The following is a 16,957-nucleotide window of genomic DNA, read 5'->3' as shown; positions in this document are numbered from 1 at the left end:
AAGGTGTAGGATGCAGTCTTAAAAAATTATATATACAGCAATGTAAAGGGAGCTACCAGCATGGTGCAATTATTAAAGCAAATTGACGATGAAGTCTATCATGTCGTCTATCATCAAGAAGGACGCACGTTATTCGTCAGGGAAGGCGTTGCCCGTAAAGAACCAGCCCTGAATAGTGAAGACATGATTGAAATTAACGAGGAGACGGCGACTGTTCGAATTCCTTTTAAAAATATATTTGCCGCCTATCGTCAGAAAAAAGAATGGATGCGTCAAAAGATGGAGGAGGGGTACTTGAAAGCACCTTTTTCTCAATCTGAGGCGATGGACTACCGCTCAGATCGGCGCAACATCAAATTACGTCTCCTGAGTGCTCTCTTGCTCATGCTGTGCGGATTATCGACATTGACCGGTCTGTTACCGATCCCGGGATATATTCCGCTTGTGTTCTTATCTTTCTTTTATCCGATCTATATTGAAGGGAAAACAGCCCGTGCCCGTTTTTATCGTTGGTCGGGAGGCGTATTCTTTTTTGTATTGGCCGGTTCATCAAAAGATTATTTAGAACCATTTAATCTTTCTGCCAACGGAACCGTCTGCCTTATCGCAGGATTCATCCTCTTGCTGTACACGACTCAACAATTAAAGGAACTGACAACGAAGGAGATCACACCGCATGAAGGATAAACAAGAATCACTGATTCAATTAAAACGAGAGATCAGTCAAACCGTCGATTACTGGGTCTGTTACCGGGTGGGGCGGACGCTTTATCAGGTCTCCGTCCAAGAGCAGGCCAATGGTCAAACGAACGAAGGGGAGGTCACGACAGAGCGGTTCCCGTTCTATTTTGGCATGAAACAGCGGATGCGTCAGTTGGCCGAAGAAAAAGAAGCACTCGGCTTTCGACCGCTGACAGAGGCAGAACAGGCAGCGCACGTCATTGATGAACCGGAAGAACCACCTCTTGATCCTGGCTTTTTTGAGCCGGCCATTCGTTTGGCGTGGCTGCTCCTTGGACTCGGGATTCTCTTGTTCGTCCTTCCTTACGAGAGGCTTAATAATTTTGCATTCGGTTTAGGACTTTACGTCTGGTATGAGACATTTGGTCAGGTTGGTCTGCCGAAATCTTTCCGGCGGTATTTTCACGGAATGTTTGGTGCATTGATGGTATTGCAAGTCTTGTCCGCTTTTGAACTGGAGCGGGAAGTACAGCCATACTACGCCAGTTTATCTGTTTTGTCCGCGGTCATGTTGGTGTTACTTGTCGTGCAGTACCATTTGAAAGAAACGGATCAAATTGGACAAGATAAACGTGTCAGTAGACGCAAAATTACAGAGTATCCGGATTTCGATGAGTGAAACTTAACATCCTGTTTGCGTAACTTTAGGAAGAAAGAATAAGGTGTTCAACATCAATCGATACACCTTATAAGTCATTCAACGACAAGAGATACCGATGATTACAGACTACTGGGTCCAAAACTTTACAGGTCGAATTGCGAATCATCCGAAGTTCAAGCGGACGATTACCAGCCTTGCGGTTTCAAACAATTGAAATCATAAAGTGAAGCGTCATGCGTCATGTACGCTATTTTCGATGTATCTAATATACGATGAAAAGTTTTTAATGATGAAACGCTTTTTGACGCGACTTGCAAAAAAAAGAAGGTAACGATGTAAGTCGTCTCCTTCTTTTTCTATACATTAATTTAAATTGTCAAACGTCAGTCAATAGTTTAAATATCAACTCCGACTAATTTAAGAATCGCAATGATTACGATGATAGATAACGCGAATGAACCGGCATAAGCCAATTGCTTTTTCATTGGTTACGTCCCTCCCACTATGTTTCGACATTAAAGTTGCTTGGAGCAAGTATGTACTCAAGCGCTTCTTGTTCATACTGTTATCTTGACATGAGTGATTTTAATTGTAAATAATATCCATACGAGAAAATTCTCGTTGAAAGGGGAGTGTAATATGCCTAAAAAATCCATTCAAGATTATGCTTTTTTCGGAAATATCAAAAAGATGAAGACATGTATCGCGCGCGGAGATGATTTGAATGCGCTCGATGAAGAAGGATCTGCCGCACTGCACTGGGCAATCGAGGAAGGGTACGACGAAATCGTCACGCTGTTGCTTGATCATAGGGCGGACATCAATCAACGCGATAAAGATGGTCTGACACCGTTGCATCTCGCCTTGTATGAAAAGCAGGGTGAAATCGCGATTCAACTGATTGGTCGCGATGCAACCCTTGATTTTGACGGGCACGGCTTTACGGCACTGCATTTTATCGCTGCCCATTCCGGCAACAAGCGGGTTTTCCGAAGATTACTGGAAGACCGGGCACTGGTGAATTGGCAGACAGATGATGGAGAAGGGTATACGCCACTGCATTATGCAGCTCAAGAAGGAAAAATAAAGAAAATTCGTATGCTGGCGGAAGCGGGAGCCGATGTCAACCGGATGGAAAGGAACGGCTTCGCACCGCTCCATCTGGCTGTCGGGGAAGGACATGTCAAAGCGATACAGGCATTACTGGCAGCAGGAGCTGACATTGAAATCGAAAATCCGTTAAATGAGAACAATACCCCTTTGATGCTGGCGAGTCAGTACGGTTTAACCGAAATCACCAAATTATTGTTGGAACACGGTGCCAATCGACAGCATCCAGACGCGGAAGGAAGAACGGCACTCGATTTTGCCGTCAAACATCGTTATCCGGAAATCGTGACACTCTTATAAACAGAAACAGGAGGAGCCTAATATGAAAAAATGGATTGGTGTTTTGATCATCGTGCAGACGATATTATTCGGCATGCTGATCATTCAACTCGACAAAATGACGGATACGATTACTGAGGTGGGATCTATGATCGTCACGAAAGATGGGGATATTGCCTGGGGAGGGGGCTTACCGACAACAGATTATATCCTGTTCGGAATTTTGATTATTTTAGGAATCTATCTCGTCATTCCGGCAGACAAAATAAAGTGGTAATCCATATGAATTCTGTTCAACAACAGCATCCGGACATGATAAACTGAAGGTATGGAATATATTTACTTATTTCCTTGGAATAGAAACTAACTGGAACACAACCCACATAAAAAAGGACGTGACAGGATGAAAAAAGTAACGGTTCGTAAAGCGGTGGCAAGTACGCTTGTAACGGCTCTTGTATTGACGGGTGTCGGAGTAAGCAGTGGTGTAGCGGACGCTTCGACCAAGACGACTCAAGTCGCCAAGAAAAAATTCGACTATAAAAAGTATCGCGCCAAACAAACGAAAGTCGTAGCATCGTACGGCAGCACACTCTTCCATATGGGGAATCTGGGCGGAATCAAAGTACCGGACTACATCACGGATTCTGTGTACCGCGCCAAAGTGGATGCGAAAAACAAAAAATCAAAACAGTATATGACGGACCGTAAGAAGGCACGAAAAGAAGCGGAAGCCTTGAAAAAGCTGATTAAAGAAGTGAACACGCAGAAGGAAAGAAAGGCTGTGGACAAACGAATTGCGGCGTTGAAAAAAGAAACCATTCGTTTGACGAAGGCGGAAAAGGTGTTGACCAAAGAAGGACAGGCTCTCTATAAAGTGATTGTTGACTACGAAAATAAGCAAATCAAGTTATTTGAAGGCCAGTATGGATCGATTACAAAAGACTTAACGGTTCTCGACTATAAGGACTACGCCAATCGTTTGAAGGCTTACCTGGATGCTAATAACTTCAGTGCAGACGAGAAAAACGAAATCATGGATCAAGTATATGATCGGCTTCTGTATGCTCGTGAAGACTCATCGGAAATCGTCGGAGACAAACGCGGTGCAATCAGACTGCTAGTTTACGCCGGTAAATTTGAAGAAGCGAACCAACTGTTTGTGAATACAAAAGAAACGATCCTGGTTGAAGAAAACGCGAAATTAGATGCGTTATACACAAAAATCATTGGAGTCTACATGACGAAAAAGTAAAAAAATCGTCTGACTTTACGACAAAAAGCATCTTTTTTGGATGCTTTTTTTATTGATTTTTATTAGAGCGATCATCGCCAAAAATGATGGTCTATTTCTTAAAAGTGGTCAGTCCATTTTGTTAGATATCAAGCGATTTCGTGAAAATTATAAGGAAAAGTAGGTCTTTGATTTCGTATTTATGCAATCGATTGCATCCCTAATCTTTTGATACCTCGTCTTAAACGAATCAGATTTCTTGCAAAAAACTAGTTTTTATTTCACGGGATTTATGTAAAAATAGAACACAACAAACTGAGAGAATTTTTAGAAAAATAAACGAGTAAACTATCTGTCTTTTGGATAGGAGAGAGAATCGTTGTTTTTCAAATTCTAAATAACTTATTCGTTTTGAACCTGGAGGGGAACGTATGAAAGTGTTGAAGATGTGGAACCAAATCAGTTTAGTGAAACAAATCGCAATCGGCTTGATTATTGGTATTATTTTAGCTGTAACGATTCCTGAAGCGGCAAAATCCTTGACCATCTTCGGGACACTGTTTGTTTCCGCGCTGAAAGCCGTTGCGCCAGTTTTAGTATTTTTCCTGGTCATGGCAGCAATTGTCCAGCATAAAAAAGGACAACAGACGAACATGAAGTCAATTGTCTTCTTGTATCTCCTCGGGACGTTTTTAGCGGGAGCTGTAGCCGTTATCGTGAGCTTCCTGTTCCCTGTTAACATTACGCTGACGGAGAATACGGAGAAATTAGCTGCGCCGGGGAATGCAATTGAAGTCCTCCAGACACTCGTCTTGAATATGGTGGATAACCCGGTCAATGCGTTAGTTCAAGCAAACTACATTGGTATTCTGACATGGGCCATCATTTTAGGGTTAGCGCTCAAAAATGCATCGGATACAACGAAGATAGCCATCTCGAATGTCTCGGATGCCGTCGCGAAAATGGTCGGGTGGATCATTAAACTCGCACCGCTTGGTATCATGGGACTTGTGATTGCTTCGATTACAGAGAATGGACTCAAATCACTCCTTGGTTATGGTAACTTATTATTGGTTTTGATTGGTACGATGCTTATTGTTGCCCTCATCGTAAATCCACTGATCGTTTTCATCAACGTCCGTCAAAATCCTTATCCGCTTGTTTTTAAATGTCTCCGCGAAAGTGGGATTACAGCCTTCTTCACGCGAAGTTCGGCTGCTAACATTCCCGTTAATATGGAATTATGTAAAAAAATTGGTCTGGATAAAGAGACGTATGCGATTTCGATTCCGCTCGGTGCGACCATCAACATGGCGGGAGCGGCGATTACGATTTCGGTTTTAACGCTTGCTGCAGTCAACACGCTGAACATCCCGGTCGATCTTCCGACAGCCATTATCTTAAGTGTCTTAGCTGCTGTCTGTGCCTGTGGAGCTTCTGGTGTTGCGGGTGGATCACTTCTGTTGATTCCGCTTGCGTGTAGTTTGTTCGGAATTCCGAACGAGGTCGCAATGCAGGTCGTAGCCGTTGGATTCATCATCGGTGTCTTGCAAGATTCGTTTGAAACAGGACTGAACTCTTCAACGGATGTACTGTTTACAGCGACTGCCGAATTTAAAAAGCGTTTAAAAGAAGGCGAAAACTTATCAATTAATCGTACAGCCATGGCTGAAGAACCAACTGAACAAGTCGTCAACAGCTGATTTGTGTTGATGCTGACATAAAAAAGAGGAAAGACATCCCGTAAGAAGAGATGTCTTTCCTCTTTTTTTGTCGTTATGGATGGAACGGAAAAAAAGGAGGGAATCGATGATTCCCTCCTTGCCTGCGGTTCACTGAAGTTACTTTTGTGCTTTTGTCTTTTTAAAGCTGTAAATGACACTGATCAGGATGACAAGGACGATTGTTCCGAGTGACATCCAGATTGGCATTTTGTAAACATCGCTGAAAATCATCTTTGCTCCGATGAAGACGAGCATGAAGCTGAGACCGTGTTTCAGGTAGTAGAAGCGGTCAATCAGGTTCGCAAGGACGAAGTAGAGACTGCGTAGTCCAAGGATTGCCATGATGTTCGCATAGAAGATGATGAACGGATCACGCGAGTACGCGAAACTTGCTGCGACCGAGTCGACGGCGAAGACGATATCCGAGATCTCGATGAAGATCAACGCAATCAACAACGGTGTGAAGAACAATTTACCGTTAATCCGTTGCGTAAACTTACCGGACGAGATGTCTTGGGTAATCGGCAAGCGTTTCTCAAGCCAACGGATCGTTTTATTTTCTTCAAGCGACGTTTCCTGACCGATGTTCTTAAACATCATGTAACCCGTGTAGACAAGGAATGCACCGAAGATATAGTACACCCATGCAAAGTTCTCAAGAAGCGATACTCCGGCGACGATGAAGATGACGCGGAAGAGAATGGCACCGAGAATTCCCCAGAACAAGACTTTGTGCTGATACTTCAACGGAATCGCGAAGTAGGCAAAGACGAGTGAGAAGACGAAGACGTTATCAATCGCGAGTGCCTTCTCGATGAAATAAACGCTCGTGTATTCAATGGCAGCGTCACTACCTTGTGCGTAGAACAACCAACCGCCAAAGGCGACGGCGAGTCCGATCCAGACAAACGTCCACGTCCAGGCTTCGCGGAGCGAGACCTCATGTGCTTTCCTGTGAAACACGCCAAGGTCCAGTGCGAGCATGATGAAGACGATGGCTAAAAATACAATCAATAGTGTCAACAGCGCTTCCTCCTTTTAAATGGTGTTCTGTTTATATTTTGATTATAAGTTCATAAGAACTCAAAGTAAAGTGATGAGTATGCTGTTTTTCTTTAAAAATACAGTTGGACACTTTTTTGCCTTAAAATAGAGTCAGACTGAAAAGGAGCTAAAAAATGTGAAAAAATCCAGTGAACGCAACAAAGCGGCCTGGGAATACCGGGCCTACGAATTTTGGAATCAGCGTGACGGGTCACCGGTGGACAAGGCAAAAAAAATCATGGCCGACCCGAGGCAAGCCTGAAGAAACATCAGAACTATTTTGAAGAAGTTGTCGGAAAACGAATTGCCAATCTCTGTGGATCAAACGGACGTAAGGCGGTTCCACTGGCACTGCTTGGAGCGGACGTCACGGTCTTTGATATTTCGGAAGACAACCGCCGCTATGCCCTTGAACTTGCCGCCTGTGCCGGGACAGAAATTGAATATGTCGTCGGCAATATTTATGAGATCGATTTGCATACCTATGAGCACCAATTCGATGTCCTGTATCTTGAAGGCGGGATATTGCATTATTTTCATGACCTGGAGGCATTCACGGCGATTTTGTTTGCCTTGCTCAAGCCGGGCGGGAAACTGATTTTGAGTGATTATCATCCGATCAAACATTGTATTCATGAAGACAAGTACATCCCGCGCTATTTCGATCAGAATACATATGAAGAAAACATTGCGTATCAATCCCATTTTGATCCGGCTGAACAAGCTGACTTTCCGAAGGTGCTATTGCGGCATTATACGATGAGTGAAATCGTGAACACCGTCATCAGAAGCGGCTTCACGCTCGCGCAACTGGACGAACATCGGGGGTGGAAGGGCGAAAACATCCCGTGGGAATTCACGCTTGTCGCGACAAGATAAAACCCAGCCTTCGTAAGCGGAGGCTGGGTTTGTTCGGCGATGGCTTGAAAAATCGGTTGCAAACTTTTACCTGTTGGCGTCAGTTGATAGACGGCTTCCGGCCGTTCGACAACTCCACGTTGTTCGAGTTGCGTCAGACAAACAGTCAGCTCATGCATCGAATGTGATGATCCGGCAGCTGTCAATTGTTCGAATGAACAAGGAGCATGCAATAATTGAACGATGATGTGCATTTCGTGCACCGTTCCAAGCATCCAGACGGTGTAGTCAAGTGCACGCATATCCGTCGGCATGATTATAGACGTTCAAGTCGACGGGAGACGGCAGTCAGGATGACGGCGAGGATGACCATGATCCCGCCGACCCACGGTGTGTGGACAAGTCCGATCGTGTCAGCAACGAATCCGCCGATGGTTGCCCCAAGCGCAATCCCGATATTGAAGGCGGAGATGTTCAACGCGGAAGCGACATCAACCGCTGCCGGGACGTATTTTTCCGCCAACTGAACGATATACAGCTGCAGACCCGGAACATTCATGAAAGCAAGCAGTCCCATCAGGATGATGCCGATGATGCCGGCGACTTTAAACGGAATCATGAAGGACAGGGCAATCATGACAATCGCGTGCAGAATGAACATATAGAACAACGCTTTGATCGGATTTCCGTTGGCGAGTTTTCCGCCGACCGTGTTGCCGATGGCGACCGCAATGCCGTAGACAAGCAGGATGATACTGATCAGGCTTGGACTGATGTGGGTGACGTCCTGCATGATCGGCGTCAAGTAGGTGAAGGCGACGAACGTTCCACCGTACCCGAGGGCGGTGATCAGGAAACCGAGCATTAAACGACCGTTCGTCAACAGTTTGAACATGTCGGAAAACTTCGCCGGCGGTGATTGTTTCAAGTCTTTTGGAATCAGGAAAAAGCTCGCGATGATGGCGATGACGCCGAGTGCGGCAACGGCAAAGAACGTCGCACGCCAACCGAATGATTGACCGATGAATGTGCCGAGTGGGACGCCGGTTACGGTCGCGACCGTCAGTCCGGTGAACATCAAGGCGATGGCACTGGCTTTTTTATGTTCCGGTACGAGCTGAACGGCAATCGTTGCGCCAATCGAGAAGAAGACACCGTGTGAGAACGCGGTGATGAACCGGGCGACGATCAACAGTTCGAAACTGGGCGCGACGGCCGATACGAGATTACCGGCGATAAAGACGACCATCAACGCCATCAGTAATGTTTTTCGGTTCATCCGGTTCGTCAGGGCAGTCAAGATCGGTGCACCGACGGCGACGCCGATTGCGTAACCGGAAATGATCAGTCCGGCCAGAGTGATGCCGATATTTAAGTCACCGGCGATGGCGGCAAGCAGTCCGACCGGGACGAATTCCGTTGTTCCGATACCAAAGGCGCTGATGGCAAGTGCGAGCAGGGCAAAGCGACCGTTTTGCGGGACCTGTTCCTGTTCAGCACGCGGGTTTAATTGATTCATGGTAATTCCTCCTGGATAAATGAGATAAAGTGAGACAGCGCAACCATGCTCTAAACGACCGGGCCCGGATCGTTTTTCAAACAGGAACACTTCTGTGTGATCCCATCATAGAGCGGTGAGTTAATAAGTGGAAGTACGTACTTTTAAGTGCGATAGGCACTAAAAAGTACCCTACCCTTACCGATTGAAGTAATGGATGAAGGCGACTTGTACTTTCCGTTGACAGTTGTTATCATAAACCCATCAAATCTACTTGAGAAGTACGCACTTTCAAGTGCGATAGGCACTAAAAAGTACCTGTCCCGCCGTACTTCGTAACGAAAGGAAGAATCAGCATGGCCTACAATATTCCGGTCGAAGCAACGCTGCAAGTCATCGGAGGCAAATGGAAAGTCGTCATCATGTGTCATCTCATTAAAGGTGAACGCCGGACAAGCGAATTGAAAAAGCTGATGCCGAACATCACGCAAAAAATGTTGACGCAACAACTGCGCGAGCTCGAACAGGACGGTGTCATCATCCGGACCGTCTACGAACAGGTGCCACCGAAAGTCATCTATTCCTTATCCGAATACGGTTGGTCGTTGCGCCCGATCTTGGACGCAATGTGCGCCTGGGGCGAAGGACACATCGATTTGACGGGCGAGGAAGTCGTGTCTTCTTAAATCGTAACAACCGAATAGCACAGCAAAACGACCGCCTGTCATCAGGACGGTCGTTTTTTTGGGTATCCGTTATTTAACGAAGGAAGCAGCTTCGCGGAGGAAGAACTGTTTAATGGCATCGTAAACAATCTGCTGTTCTTCGGTCAGACCGCGGCTCAAGCGTGACAAATAGATTTTCGAGACAATCGTCAGGTTATCCTTGGCGACGAACGGAAGCTTCAGTTCCCGGCAGACGGAAACGGGAACGAAGCTGAAATACCGTTGCTGAAGCAATGCGACCTGCAGGGAGACGTCATCAATGTAACGAATCGAATCCGCGTATAAACTGAATTCTGTCATCTTTAATTTGATGAAACTGTTGTAATCCTTATTGTGTGACGGGAACAGGAAAGATTTTGCCGTCTCGTTGTCATAGAGCACACGCATTACGTCCTGCTCCGTATAATGACCGGGATAGGTCAGGACGATGTCTTCTTCGACCACGGGTTCGCTTGTGATTTCAGGATGTTTGATTTCCATAAAGCTGATCGAGAAATGGATTTCATCAGTCAAAAGTTGCGTCAGGATTTCACGGTTCGACAAGATCTCTGTATTGAACAGCGTTGCTGACGGATTGGCCAAAAATTCCGCCAGCAGAATCTGGATGAAGCGGCCGTGTGAACTGGCGAGGCTGATCGTCACATCCTGTTCCGGATTCGACAGCCTGTCTTTGACGAGTTCGAGTTCATTCTCGATTTTTTCGACGGACTGCAACAGGATCCGTCCCTGATTCGTCAAGGTGATCGTCCGACCGTTCCGGTTAAATAATTCGGTATCCAATTCCCGTTCGAGTTTTTTAATCGTCATGCTGAGTGCCGGCTGACTGATGAACAGACGTTTCGCGGCATGAGTAAAATTCAGTTCTTCTGCGACGGTTCTGAAATAATGTAAATGAAGCAATTCCACCCCTCACACCTCCTATAAGTAATCGTTTATGGTAGTATACATCATTATATATTTTTGTTTATGTGGAAACCGGTATATGCTGAGTGCAGAGGTGATGGAAATGAATATCGCAATTTATGGAGCAGGATCACTCGGTACCATCATGGGTGCGTATTTAAGTGAAACATATCCTGTCGTTGACTTGATTGATACGAACAAAGAACATGTCACACAACTAAACGAGAAAGGGGCACATGTCGTCGGACCCGATATCACGCAACGCGTCACGGCTTTTCTGCCGGAAGAGATTACTAAAACGTATGATATCGTATTGTTGCTGACGAAACAGCTCTACAATCCGCAAGTCTTACCGGCGGTCAAAGCGATTTTAAAAGAAGACGGCATCCTCGTTTCCTTGCAAAACGGAGTACCGGAAGAAATCATCCGCCAGCATATTCCGAGCGAACAGATTATCGCGGGCTCGGTGGAGTTCGGGGCGACGTATGTCGGACCGGGACAATCCCGCCTGACAACAGACTACGCGTTCTTCAAAAAATATGCGTTGCAAATCGGCGAACTCGACGGGGCGACGACAGACCGGATCGTTCAGTTAAAAGAAGTCCTCGATACGATCGGCGGAACGGAAATTTCCGATAACCTGCCGGGTACGAAATGGTCGAAACTGATCATCAACAGTGCCTTCAGCGGATTGTCTGCCGCCTGTAATGCGACGTATGGCGACGTGCTCGACCATCCGGTCCTGTTGCGGGCCGCGATTCACGCGATGAAGGAAGTCCTCGATGTCGGTCATGCGCACGGCATCGAATTTGCCCGGATGGGAGAAGCGGATTTGACGGTGTACAGCGAACTTGATGACATCGAACAAAAGATGATTGAACTGCCGCAACTGATGAACAGCTCGCGGAATCTTGAAGCGAGCATGTTGCAGGACTTACGGAAACATCAGCCGACGGAAATTGATTACATTAACGGTGTTGTCACGATGTATGGGGAAACGTATGGCATTCAGACACCGGTCAATTCAATGATTCAAGCACTCGTCCGAAATGCACAGGACAAACAGGAAGTGACCGATTTTGAACAGAGTGTCGAGCAGTTCAAGGCACTTCTCGCAGTCAAATAAGGGAGATGATCAGATGAAAAAAGAGGATGTCCAGAATATCGTCGCGACACCGGTCAACGCGCCGGTCTTTCCGGCGGTCGATATTTTCTTCCGGAACCGTGAATATTTGAATATCGTTTATGAAACGGATCTCGAACAACTGCGAGCCGTTGTACCGGAACCGCTTGAGTTGATCGGCAATCAAATCAAGTTTGAAGTCATCAATATGCCGGACAGTACGGGACTCGGATCGTATCTGGAATGCGGACATGTCATCCCGGTCCGATATAACGGGGAAGTCGGGGAATTCTACCTGTCGATGTACGTCAACAACCAGGCAGCGATCGCTTCCGGGCGGGAAGTGGCCTCGTTCCCGAAAAAATACGGTTCGCCAAAACTCTATTTGGATAACGACGTCTTAGTCGGGACCCTCGATTATCATTCGCTTCGTGTCGCCCAGGCAACGATGGGCTACAAATACTATCCAGTAACAGAAGAAGAGGCGAAAGCCATCATCGGGACACCGCAATTCATGCTGAAGCAACACCGCGGCTACGAAGGGGAACTGATCATCTCTGAATTGACGCGCAGTCAAATCACGGATATTCAGGTCAAGGAAGCCTACCGCGGACCGGCCCGTTTGGAATTGTTCCAGCATGTCATGGCACCGCTGGCCGATTTCCCGGTCGGAAAGATTTTGGATGCCCAGCATATCATCTCCGATTTACGCCTCGGCGGTCCGAAGAAGATTTTTGATTATATGAAGTGAAGTGACGAGACGGGAAGCCGTATCTTCCTGAATCGCGATGAACTAAAAGGCCGCATCCGGGTGATGCGGTCTTTTGACGTATTATCACTTGTCGAGTGTGTCTCTTTCAGCGCAGTCCGATGAAGGTAACGAACAATCCGACGGTGAGCGTAAAGGCAAGCATGGCATTCTGGTACCAGCCACGAGGGAAAAAATCGACGAGAAACAACAGCAGAAACAAGGTGGAGACAATCAAACGTGCGTCGCGCGTTTGAGGACGGAGCGATTTCCAGTGGATCAACAGTAACAAGGAGGCCGAAGGAGCAACGATATAGGAAATTACAAAAAACAGAAAGCGTTTTAAGTAGAACGGTAATCGTTCAACGGTGCGGCACGGGAAGTCTTTATGGGGACGTTGCCTTGGCTGATCCATCTCGTATTCGGCGGAATGTTACTGCTGATTTTTTTTGATTGGATCACGCATGGTGTTAAAGCATAAAGAACGCTCGATCATGCATGGAAAATGGTTCTTGCACAGTACAAATCATGATTACATTAATAAGAACTATCACAAATGAATTCTGATAAACGAAACACCCCGCGCCAACAGTATCGATGGCACGGGATGTTTTGTAAAATAATAAATGAAAACTACGGGCAGCCGTTGTCCGCAAGGTGAATTAAGACGTCGTTTTTTCCTTGACCGCGACCCAAACTTCGCTGTAAACGTTCAGGGAATCATCCTTGTGAATCGTGAATGAGATACTTGGAAAGTCGACGAGTTCATAGCCTGAAGTGGGTAGCCACTCTGCATAGGTTTTTGCCATCGTCTCTTGAAGCGTTTGTGGAAACGGACCGGTGTTTGGAAAAACGGCCCACAGACTGTCCTCAATCGTAATTTGCTCTAAATCTCCGTAAGGATTTTGGATACTCGTCGCAAAACCAATCATATGAGTCAAACTTCCTTGTTCCTCTAGATAACCTTCATCAAAATCAAACGAGACATTCAAGGCGGTTTCCGGATATAGATCGGCTAATTGGTGCATTTCTTGGCGTTGCTGTGGCGTAATCGATTGAGCTAACTCCACAATGGAGTGATTGACGTCCTCGAACTGAATCGGAACACGTTTGGAGACGCCGACGACATGAAACTGACTTTTTCGTTCAATTTTAAACTCCATGGAAACTCCTCCTTTAATATCAATATAAAAAGTAAAACGGGGAAAAGATTTTTGAATTTTATTTTTAATGACTTCTGAAGGTAGGAAACCAGACCACTCACGAAAGGCACGTGAGAATCCTTCAATCGATTGATAGCCGTATTCGTAAGCGACTTCGGTAACCGAATGCTGATTGACGAGATTGATGTTCGCCTGCGAAAGACGTCTGTTTCTGATATATTCGTTTAGTGTCATGCCGGACATATACGAAAACATTCGTCTGAAATGATATTCGGAAACTCCAGTAATTCGGACAATGTCCGTTCCTGAAAGTTCTTCGGTCAGATGGTGTTCAATATGGTCCATGAGTTGGTTCAGTTCTTTTAACATCGTCATTCCTCCTTTCTTGATATCAGTGTAGAGGATTCAAAATAAACGAACTTGACGATTTTTGGACGGATGATGTCGGATGGTGATTGAATCGAACAGTAAAGAAAAGAATTCATTCATTATCAAGATATATGAGACCAGTGAATTAAAGCGGATATAAGTGGTGATCTCGTCGTTCAATAACGAGGATCTGATCAGCGGTTTCTACCGGCACATCGTCAAACTCATCATAGTTTCGCTGTTCATATGAACGGATCTGATAATGCTCCAATCCATCGATGGTTTGCAGATAGTCCGGCAATCTTTCGGTCGGTTCCGTTAAAGTTGGATTGGTAAACGGAAAATTATCGTCGTTTGGATTGTGTGTATGAATGTAGACGGCGTCCAATCCTGCATCTAGCCGGGACAGTTCAATCCAAAGTTGATACGGTTGTCCCCACTCCTTGAGTGCGGCATCGAGCTCATTCATCAGCTGAAACAGTGCCCGGACATGTGCTTTTCGAATTTTGAGATGATCATTTCCACGTCCATAAAAATCAAGGTGGACATGCCAAAAATCAAACCAGCTGTCAGAACTGAAATCTAAGGCATGGGCCGAGATGTGTTGTTCGGCCTGAAGTTGTCGAAAGTAGCGGCGTTTGCCACGGAATTTTTTCATGGGATAGGTGTCTCCTTGCAGGGAATGATGTTCTATTCATTATACAGGAGTCATCATCACACAAAATAAATAAAAACAATAAAGAAATTTTATTTCAAAATGTTTACGCTTTCAAATAAAACATTGTTTCTGAATGTCGGGCTTGTTATACTAACGGGGAACACGGGGAAGTAGCAATCATGCAGGGTCAAAAAAAAGGGGAGCTGAGCATATGGGACAGAAACTCAACTGGACGGCGACGCTCGGATTGACGACGGCGCTACTCGCCGCGTCGCTGCCGATGCAACCGGTCGTGGCCGAGACACCATCCGTTACACAACGGGTTGACGCACAACTGGAACAGATGACGCTTGAACAAAAGGTTGGTCAAATGATCATGCCGGATTTCCGGTTATGGAACGGGGTTAATCATACGCAACTGGCACCGGAAGTCGGACGAATCATCGACCGGTTTGATTTAGGTGGTGTCATCCTGTTTGCAGAAAATGTCAGCGAGACGGAACAGACGACGAAACTGGTCCATGATTTGCAGGAAGTCGTCGAGCAGGATCCAAGCAACGACATTCCATTGTTCGTCACGATTGACCAGGAAGGCGGAATCGTCACACGACTTGGTACGGGAACGAACTTACCGGGCAACATGGCACTCGGGGCGACCCGCAGTCCGGCTTATGCGGAAGCAGCAGGCGGAATCATCGGCTCCGAACTGCATGCACTCGGCATCAACGTCAACTTTGGTCCGGTCCTGGACGTCAACAACAATCCGGGCAATCCCGTCATCGGGGTCCGTTCGTTTTCAAGTGATCCGAACCTGGTTGGGGAACTGGGCTCGGCGATGACGCGCGGTATCCAGGAACAAGGGGTCGTTGCGACAGCGAAACACTTCCCGGGACACGGCGATACGGCAGTCGACTCGCATTACGGCTTACCGGTCGTCGATAAATCACTGGCCGAACTGAAACAGCTCGAACTGATTCCGTTCAAGCGGGCAGTGGCGGAAGGCATCGATATGGTCATGACAGGACATATCGGGATGCCGCAGATCGAGGATGAGGTCGTCGAGTCCACACAAGGAACATTCCCGCTACCGGCGACGTTGTCGGATGACGTCATTACCGGTGTCTTACGGGAAGAGCTCGGCTATCAGGGACTTGTCGTCACCGATGCGTTGAACATGCAGGCGATTGCCGACAACTTTACGGAGTCGGAAGCCGTCATCAAAACGTTTAAAGCCGGTGTCGATATCGCGTTGATGCCGACGATTTTAAGATCTGCGAACGACGTGACGAAACTGGAGTCGATTTTTGACGACGTGATCGAAGCGGTTGAAAGCGGGGAGCTTTCGGAAGCGGACATCAATCGTTCAGTTGAACGGATTCTGACACTCAAAGCGAAACGCGGTATTTGGAGTGAAGCAACTTCGAATGTGACGCTTGAGGAAAAACTGGTCGAGGCGAAGTCGGTCGTCGGCAGTCCCGAGCACAAGGCGCTTGAGCGGCAGATGACGGAAGCGGCAGTCACGCTCGTCAAAAATGACCGGAAGACATTGCCGTTCAAACCGAAAAAAGGGCAGACGGTCCTTGTCCTGTCACCGACAAAAGATCAGACGGACAGCATGGTCAAGACGATCCGGTCGCTTGAGAAAAATGCCGGTAATCTGAAACAGGTGAACGTGCTGACGGAACAATATTCAGCATCGACGCCGCATCTCGATCAAAATCCGGCGCTTCAGGAGAAAATAAATCAAGCAGACTATCTGATTGTCGGCTCGAACGTCAATAATAGTGCGAAGCTCGGAGCCTCCTCCGCGGATCATTATGTGCCGGCTGAAGTATTCCGTCAGGCAAACCGAACGGGTAAAAAATCCGTCCTGCTCAGTCTGCGGAATCCGTATGACGTCGCCGTCCAACCGGATGCTGACGCCCAATTACTCGTTTACGGCTTCAAAGGCGATCCGAACGGACCGGATTCGGAAGCAGGAAACACAAAATCAGCCGGACCGAATTTACCGGCAGGAATCCGCGCCATTTTTGGTGAATTCGTACCACAAGGGAAATTGCCGGTCGATGTGCCGAAGTTTAAGGACGGTACGTTCCAAACCGACTTGTACCGCGAGTTCGGGGACGGATTCCGCAACTGGAATAAGTAACAGGCTCGTGTGAGGGAGTCCAATCGACGC

At 46.7% G+C, this 16,957-nt stretch carries 18 protein-coding genes and 1 pseudogene; 12 read left to right on the top strand and 7 right to left on the bottom strand.

Features of this window, described 5'->3' with window-relative positions; translation table 11 throughout:
• The first annotated feature begins 60 nt into the window (after nucleotides 1-60).
• The 6 genes from DVG79_RS06575 to sstT all read left to right on the top strand — a co-directional run bounded on the left by DVG79_RS06575 (nucleotide 61) and on the right by sstT (nucleotide 5,668).
• Nucleotides 61-687 carry a hypothetical protein gene (locus DVG79_RS06575; RefSeq protein ID WP_114596008.1) on the top strand — a complete coding sequence of 209 codons (627 nt, stop codon included), beginning with the start codon at nucleotides 61-63 and terminating at the stop codon, nucleotides 685-687.
• Entirely contained in the window at nucleotides 677-1,360 is a 684-nt protein-coding gene (locus DVG79_RS06570) for a hypothetical protein (protein WP_114596007.1), read from the top strand. Before DVG79_RS06575 ends, DVG79_RS06570 begins: the two co-directional genes overlap by 11 nt.
• Before the next feature lie 621 nt (nucleotides 1,361-1,981).
• Complete coding sequence (locus tag DVG79_RS06565; RefSeq protein ID WP_114596006.1) at nucleotides 1,982-2,752, top strand: ankyrin repeat domain-containing protein; 771 nt, start codon at nucleotides 1,982-1,984, stop codon at nucleotides 2,750-2,752.
• Between the two features lie 22 nt (nucleotides 2,753-2,774).
• Nucleotides 2,775-3,008 carry a hypothetical protein gene (locus tag DVG79_RS06560; protein ID WP_233494542.1) on the top strand — a complete coding sequence of 78 codons (234 nt, stop codon included), beginning with the start codon at nucleotides 2,775-2,777 and terminating at the stop codon, nucleotides 3,006-3,008.
• 126 nt (nucleotides 3,009-3,134) lie between these two features.
• Entirely contained in the window at nucleotides 3,135-3,986 is an 852-nt protein-coding gene (locus DVG79_RS06555) for a hypothetical protein (protein ID WP_114596005.1), read from the top strand.
• A 410-nt stretch (nucleotides 3,987-4,396) separates the two neighbouring features.
• Nucleotides 4,397-5,668, top strand: coding sequence for a serine/threonine transporter SstT (gene sstT, locus DVG79_RS06550; protein WP_114596004.1), 1,272 nt, complete (start codon nucleotides 4,397-4,399; stop codon nucleotides 5,666-5,668).
• A 138-nt stretch (nucleotides 5,669-5,806) separates the two neighbouring features.
• Here sstT and DVG79_RS06545 read toward each other — a convergent pair whose 3' ends face one another.
• The gene (locus tag DVG79_RS06545) at nucleotides 5,807-6,712 is read right to left on the bottom strand and encodes a TerC family protein (RefSeq protein WP_114596003.1); all 906 of its coding nucleotides are present in this window, start codon (nucleotides 6,710-6,712) and stop codon (nucleotides 5,807-5,809) included.
• Between the two features lie 157 nt (nucleotides 6,713-6,869).
• Here DVG79_RS06545 and DVG79_RS16295 point away from each other — a divergent pair, with 157 nt between their 5' ends.
• Together DVG79_RS16295 and DVG79_RS16245 are read left to right on the top strand one after the other, a co-directional pair.
• The gene (locus DVG79_RS16295) at nucleotides 6,870-6,995 is read left to right on the top strand and encodes a hypothetical protein (protein WP_255412933.1); all 126 of its coding nucleotides are present in this window, start codon (nucleotides 6,870-6,872) and stop codon (nucleotides 6,993-6,995) included.
• A pseudogene (locus tag DVG79_RS16245) lies at nucleotides 6,992-7,348 on the top strand (class I SAM-dependent methyltransferase); the annotation flags it as partial. The gene DVG79_RS16295 and the pseudogene DVG79_RS16245, both read left to right, overlap by 4 nt.
• Before the next feature lie 137 nt (nucleotides 7,349-7,485).
• Here DVG79_RS16245 and DVG79_RS16240 read toward each other — a convergent pair.
• Complete coding sequence (locus DVG79_RS16240) at nucleotides 7,486-7,905, bottom strand: winged helix-turn-helix transcriptional regulator (protein ID WP_114596001.1); 420 nt, start codon at nucleotides 7,903-7,905, stop codon at nucleotides 7,486-7,488.
• Nucleotides 7,906-7,907: 2 nt separating this feature from the next.
• Nucleotides 7,908-9,110: an MFS transporter gene (locus DVG79_RS06530; RefSeq protein WP_114596000.1), complete on the bottom strand. Its 1,203-nt coding sequence runs from the start codon at nucleotides 9,108-9,110 to the stop codon at nucleotides 7,908-7,910.
• Between the two features lie 335 nt (nucleotides 9,111-9,445).
• Here DVG79_RS06530 and DVG79_RS06525 point away from each other — a divergent pair, with 335 nt between their 5' ends.
• Entirely contained in the window at nucleotides 9,446-9,775 is a 330-nt protein-coding gene (locus DVG79_RS06525) for a winged helix-turn-helix transcriptional regulator (RefSeq protein ID WP_026829663.1), read from the top strand.
• A gap of 69 nt (nucleotides 9,776-9,844) precedes the next feature.
• On the opposite strand, the gene DVG79_RS06520 is transcribed toward DVG79_RS06525, so the two are convergent.
• A complete protein-coding gene (locus DVG79_RS06520; protein ID WP_114595999.1) occupies nucleotides 9,845-10,720 on the bottom strand; it encodes a LysR family transcriptional regulator in 876 nt (291 codons plus the stop codon).
• 100 nt (nucleotides 10,721-10,820) lie between these two features.
• Between DVG79_RS06520 and DVG79_RS06515 the strand changes: the two genes are divergently transcribed.
• Both DVG79_RS06515 and DVG79_RS06510 read left to right on the top strand, forming a co-directional pair.
• Nucleotides 10,821-11,843, top strand: coding sequence for a ketopantoate reductase family protein (locus DVG79_RS06515; RefSeq protein WP_114596566.1), 1,023 nt, complete (start codon nucleotides 10,821-10,823; stop codon nucleotides 11,841-11,843).
• 13 nt (nucleotides 11,844-11,856) lie between these two features.
• A complete protein-coding gene (locus tag DVG79_RS06510) occupies nucleotides 11,857-12,591 on the top strand; it encodes an acetoacetate decarboxylase (protein ID WP_114595998.1) in 735 nt (244 codons plus the stop codon).
• A 106-nt stretch (nucleotides 12,592-12,697) separates the two neighbouring features.
• Here DVG79_RS06510 and DVG79_RS16045 read toward each other — a convergent pair whose 3' ends face one another.
• The 3 genes from DVG79_RS16045 to DVG79_RS06500 form a co-directional block, all read right to left on the bottom strand.
• Nucleotides 12,698-13,003 (bottom strand): hypothetical protein, encoded by a 306-nt coding sequence (locus tag DVG79_RS16045; RefSeq protein ID WP_147269816.1) that lies wholly within the window; start codon nucleotides 13,001-13,003, stop codon nucleotides 12,698-12,700.
• A gap of 247 nt (nucleotides 13,004-13,250) precedes the next feature.
• Nucleotides 13,251-14,120, bottom strand: coding sequence for an AraC family transcriptional regulator (locus tag DVG79_RS06505; protein ID WP_114595997.1), 870 nt, complete (start codon nucleotides 14,118-14,120; stop codon nucleotides 13,251-13,253).
• A gap of 145 nt (nucleotides 14,121-14,265) precedes the next feature.
• Complete coding sequence (locus DVG79_RS06500) at nucleotides 14,266-14,778, bottom strand: hypothetical protein (protein ID WP_114595996.1); 513 nt, start codon at nucleotides 14,776-14,778, stop codon at nucleotides 14,266-14,268.
• A 211-nt stretch (nucleotides 14,779-14,989) separates the two neighbouring features.
• Between DVG79_RS06500 and DVG79_RS06495 the strand changes: the two genes are divergently transcribed.
• On the top strand, nucleotides 14,990-16,927 hold the full coding sequence (locus DVG79_RS06495) for a glycoside hydrolase family 3 protein (protein WP_114595995.1): 1,938 nt from the start codon (nucleotides 14,990-14,992) through the stop codon (nucleotides 16,925-16,927).
• Nucleotides 16,928-16,957 lie beyond the last annotated feature (30 nt).

The organism is Exiguobacterium sp. RIT594 (assembly GCF_003339585.1).
In the GTDB taxonomy this organism is placed as follows: domain Bacteria; phylum Bacillota; class Bacilli; order Exiguobacteriales; family Exiguobacteriaceae; genus Exiguobacterium_A.
The sequence above is the reverse complement of the archived record's forward strand: the minus strand, read 5'-3'. Positions and strand labels throughout refer to the sequence as shown.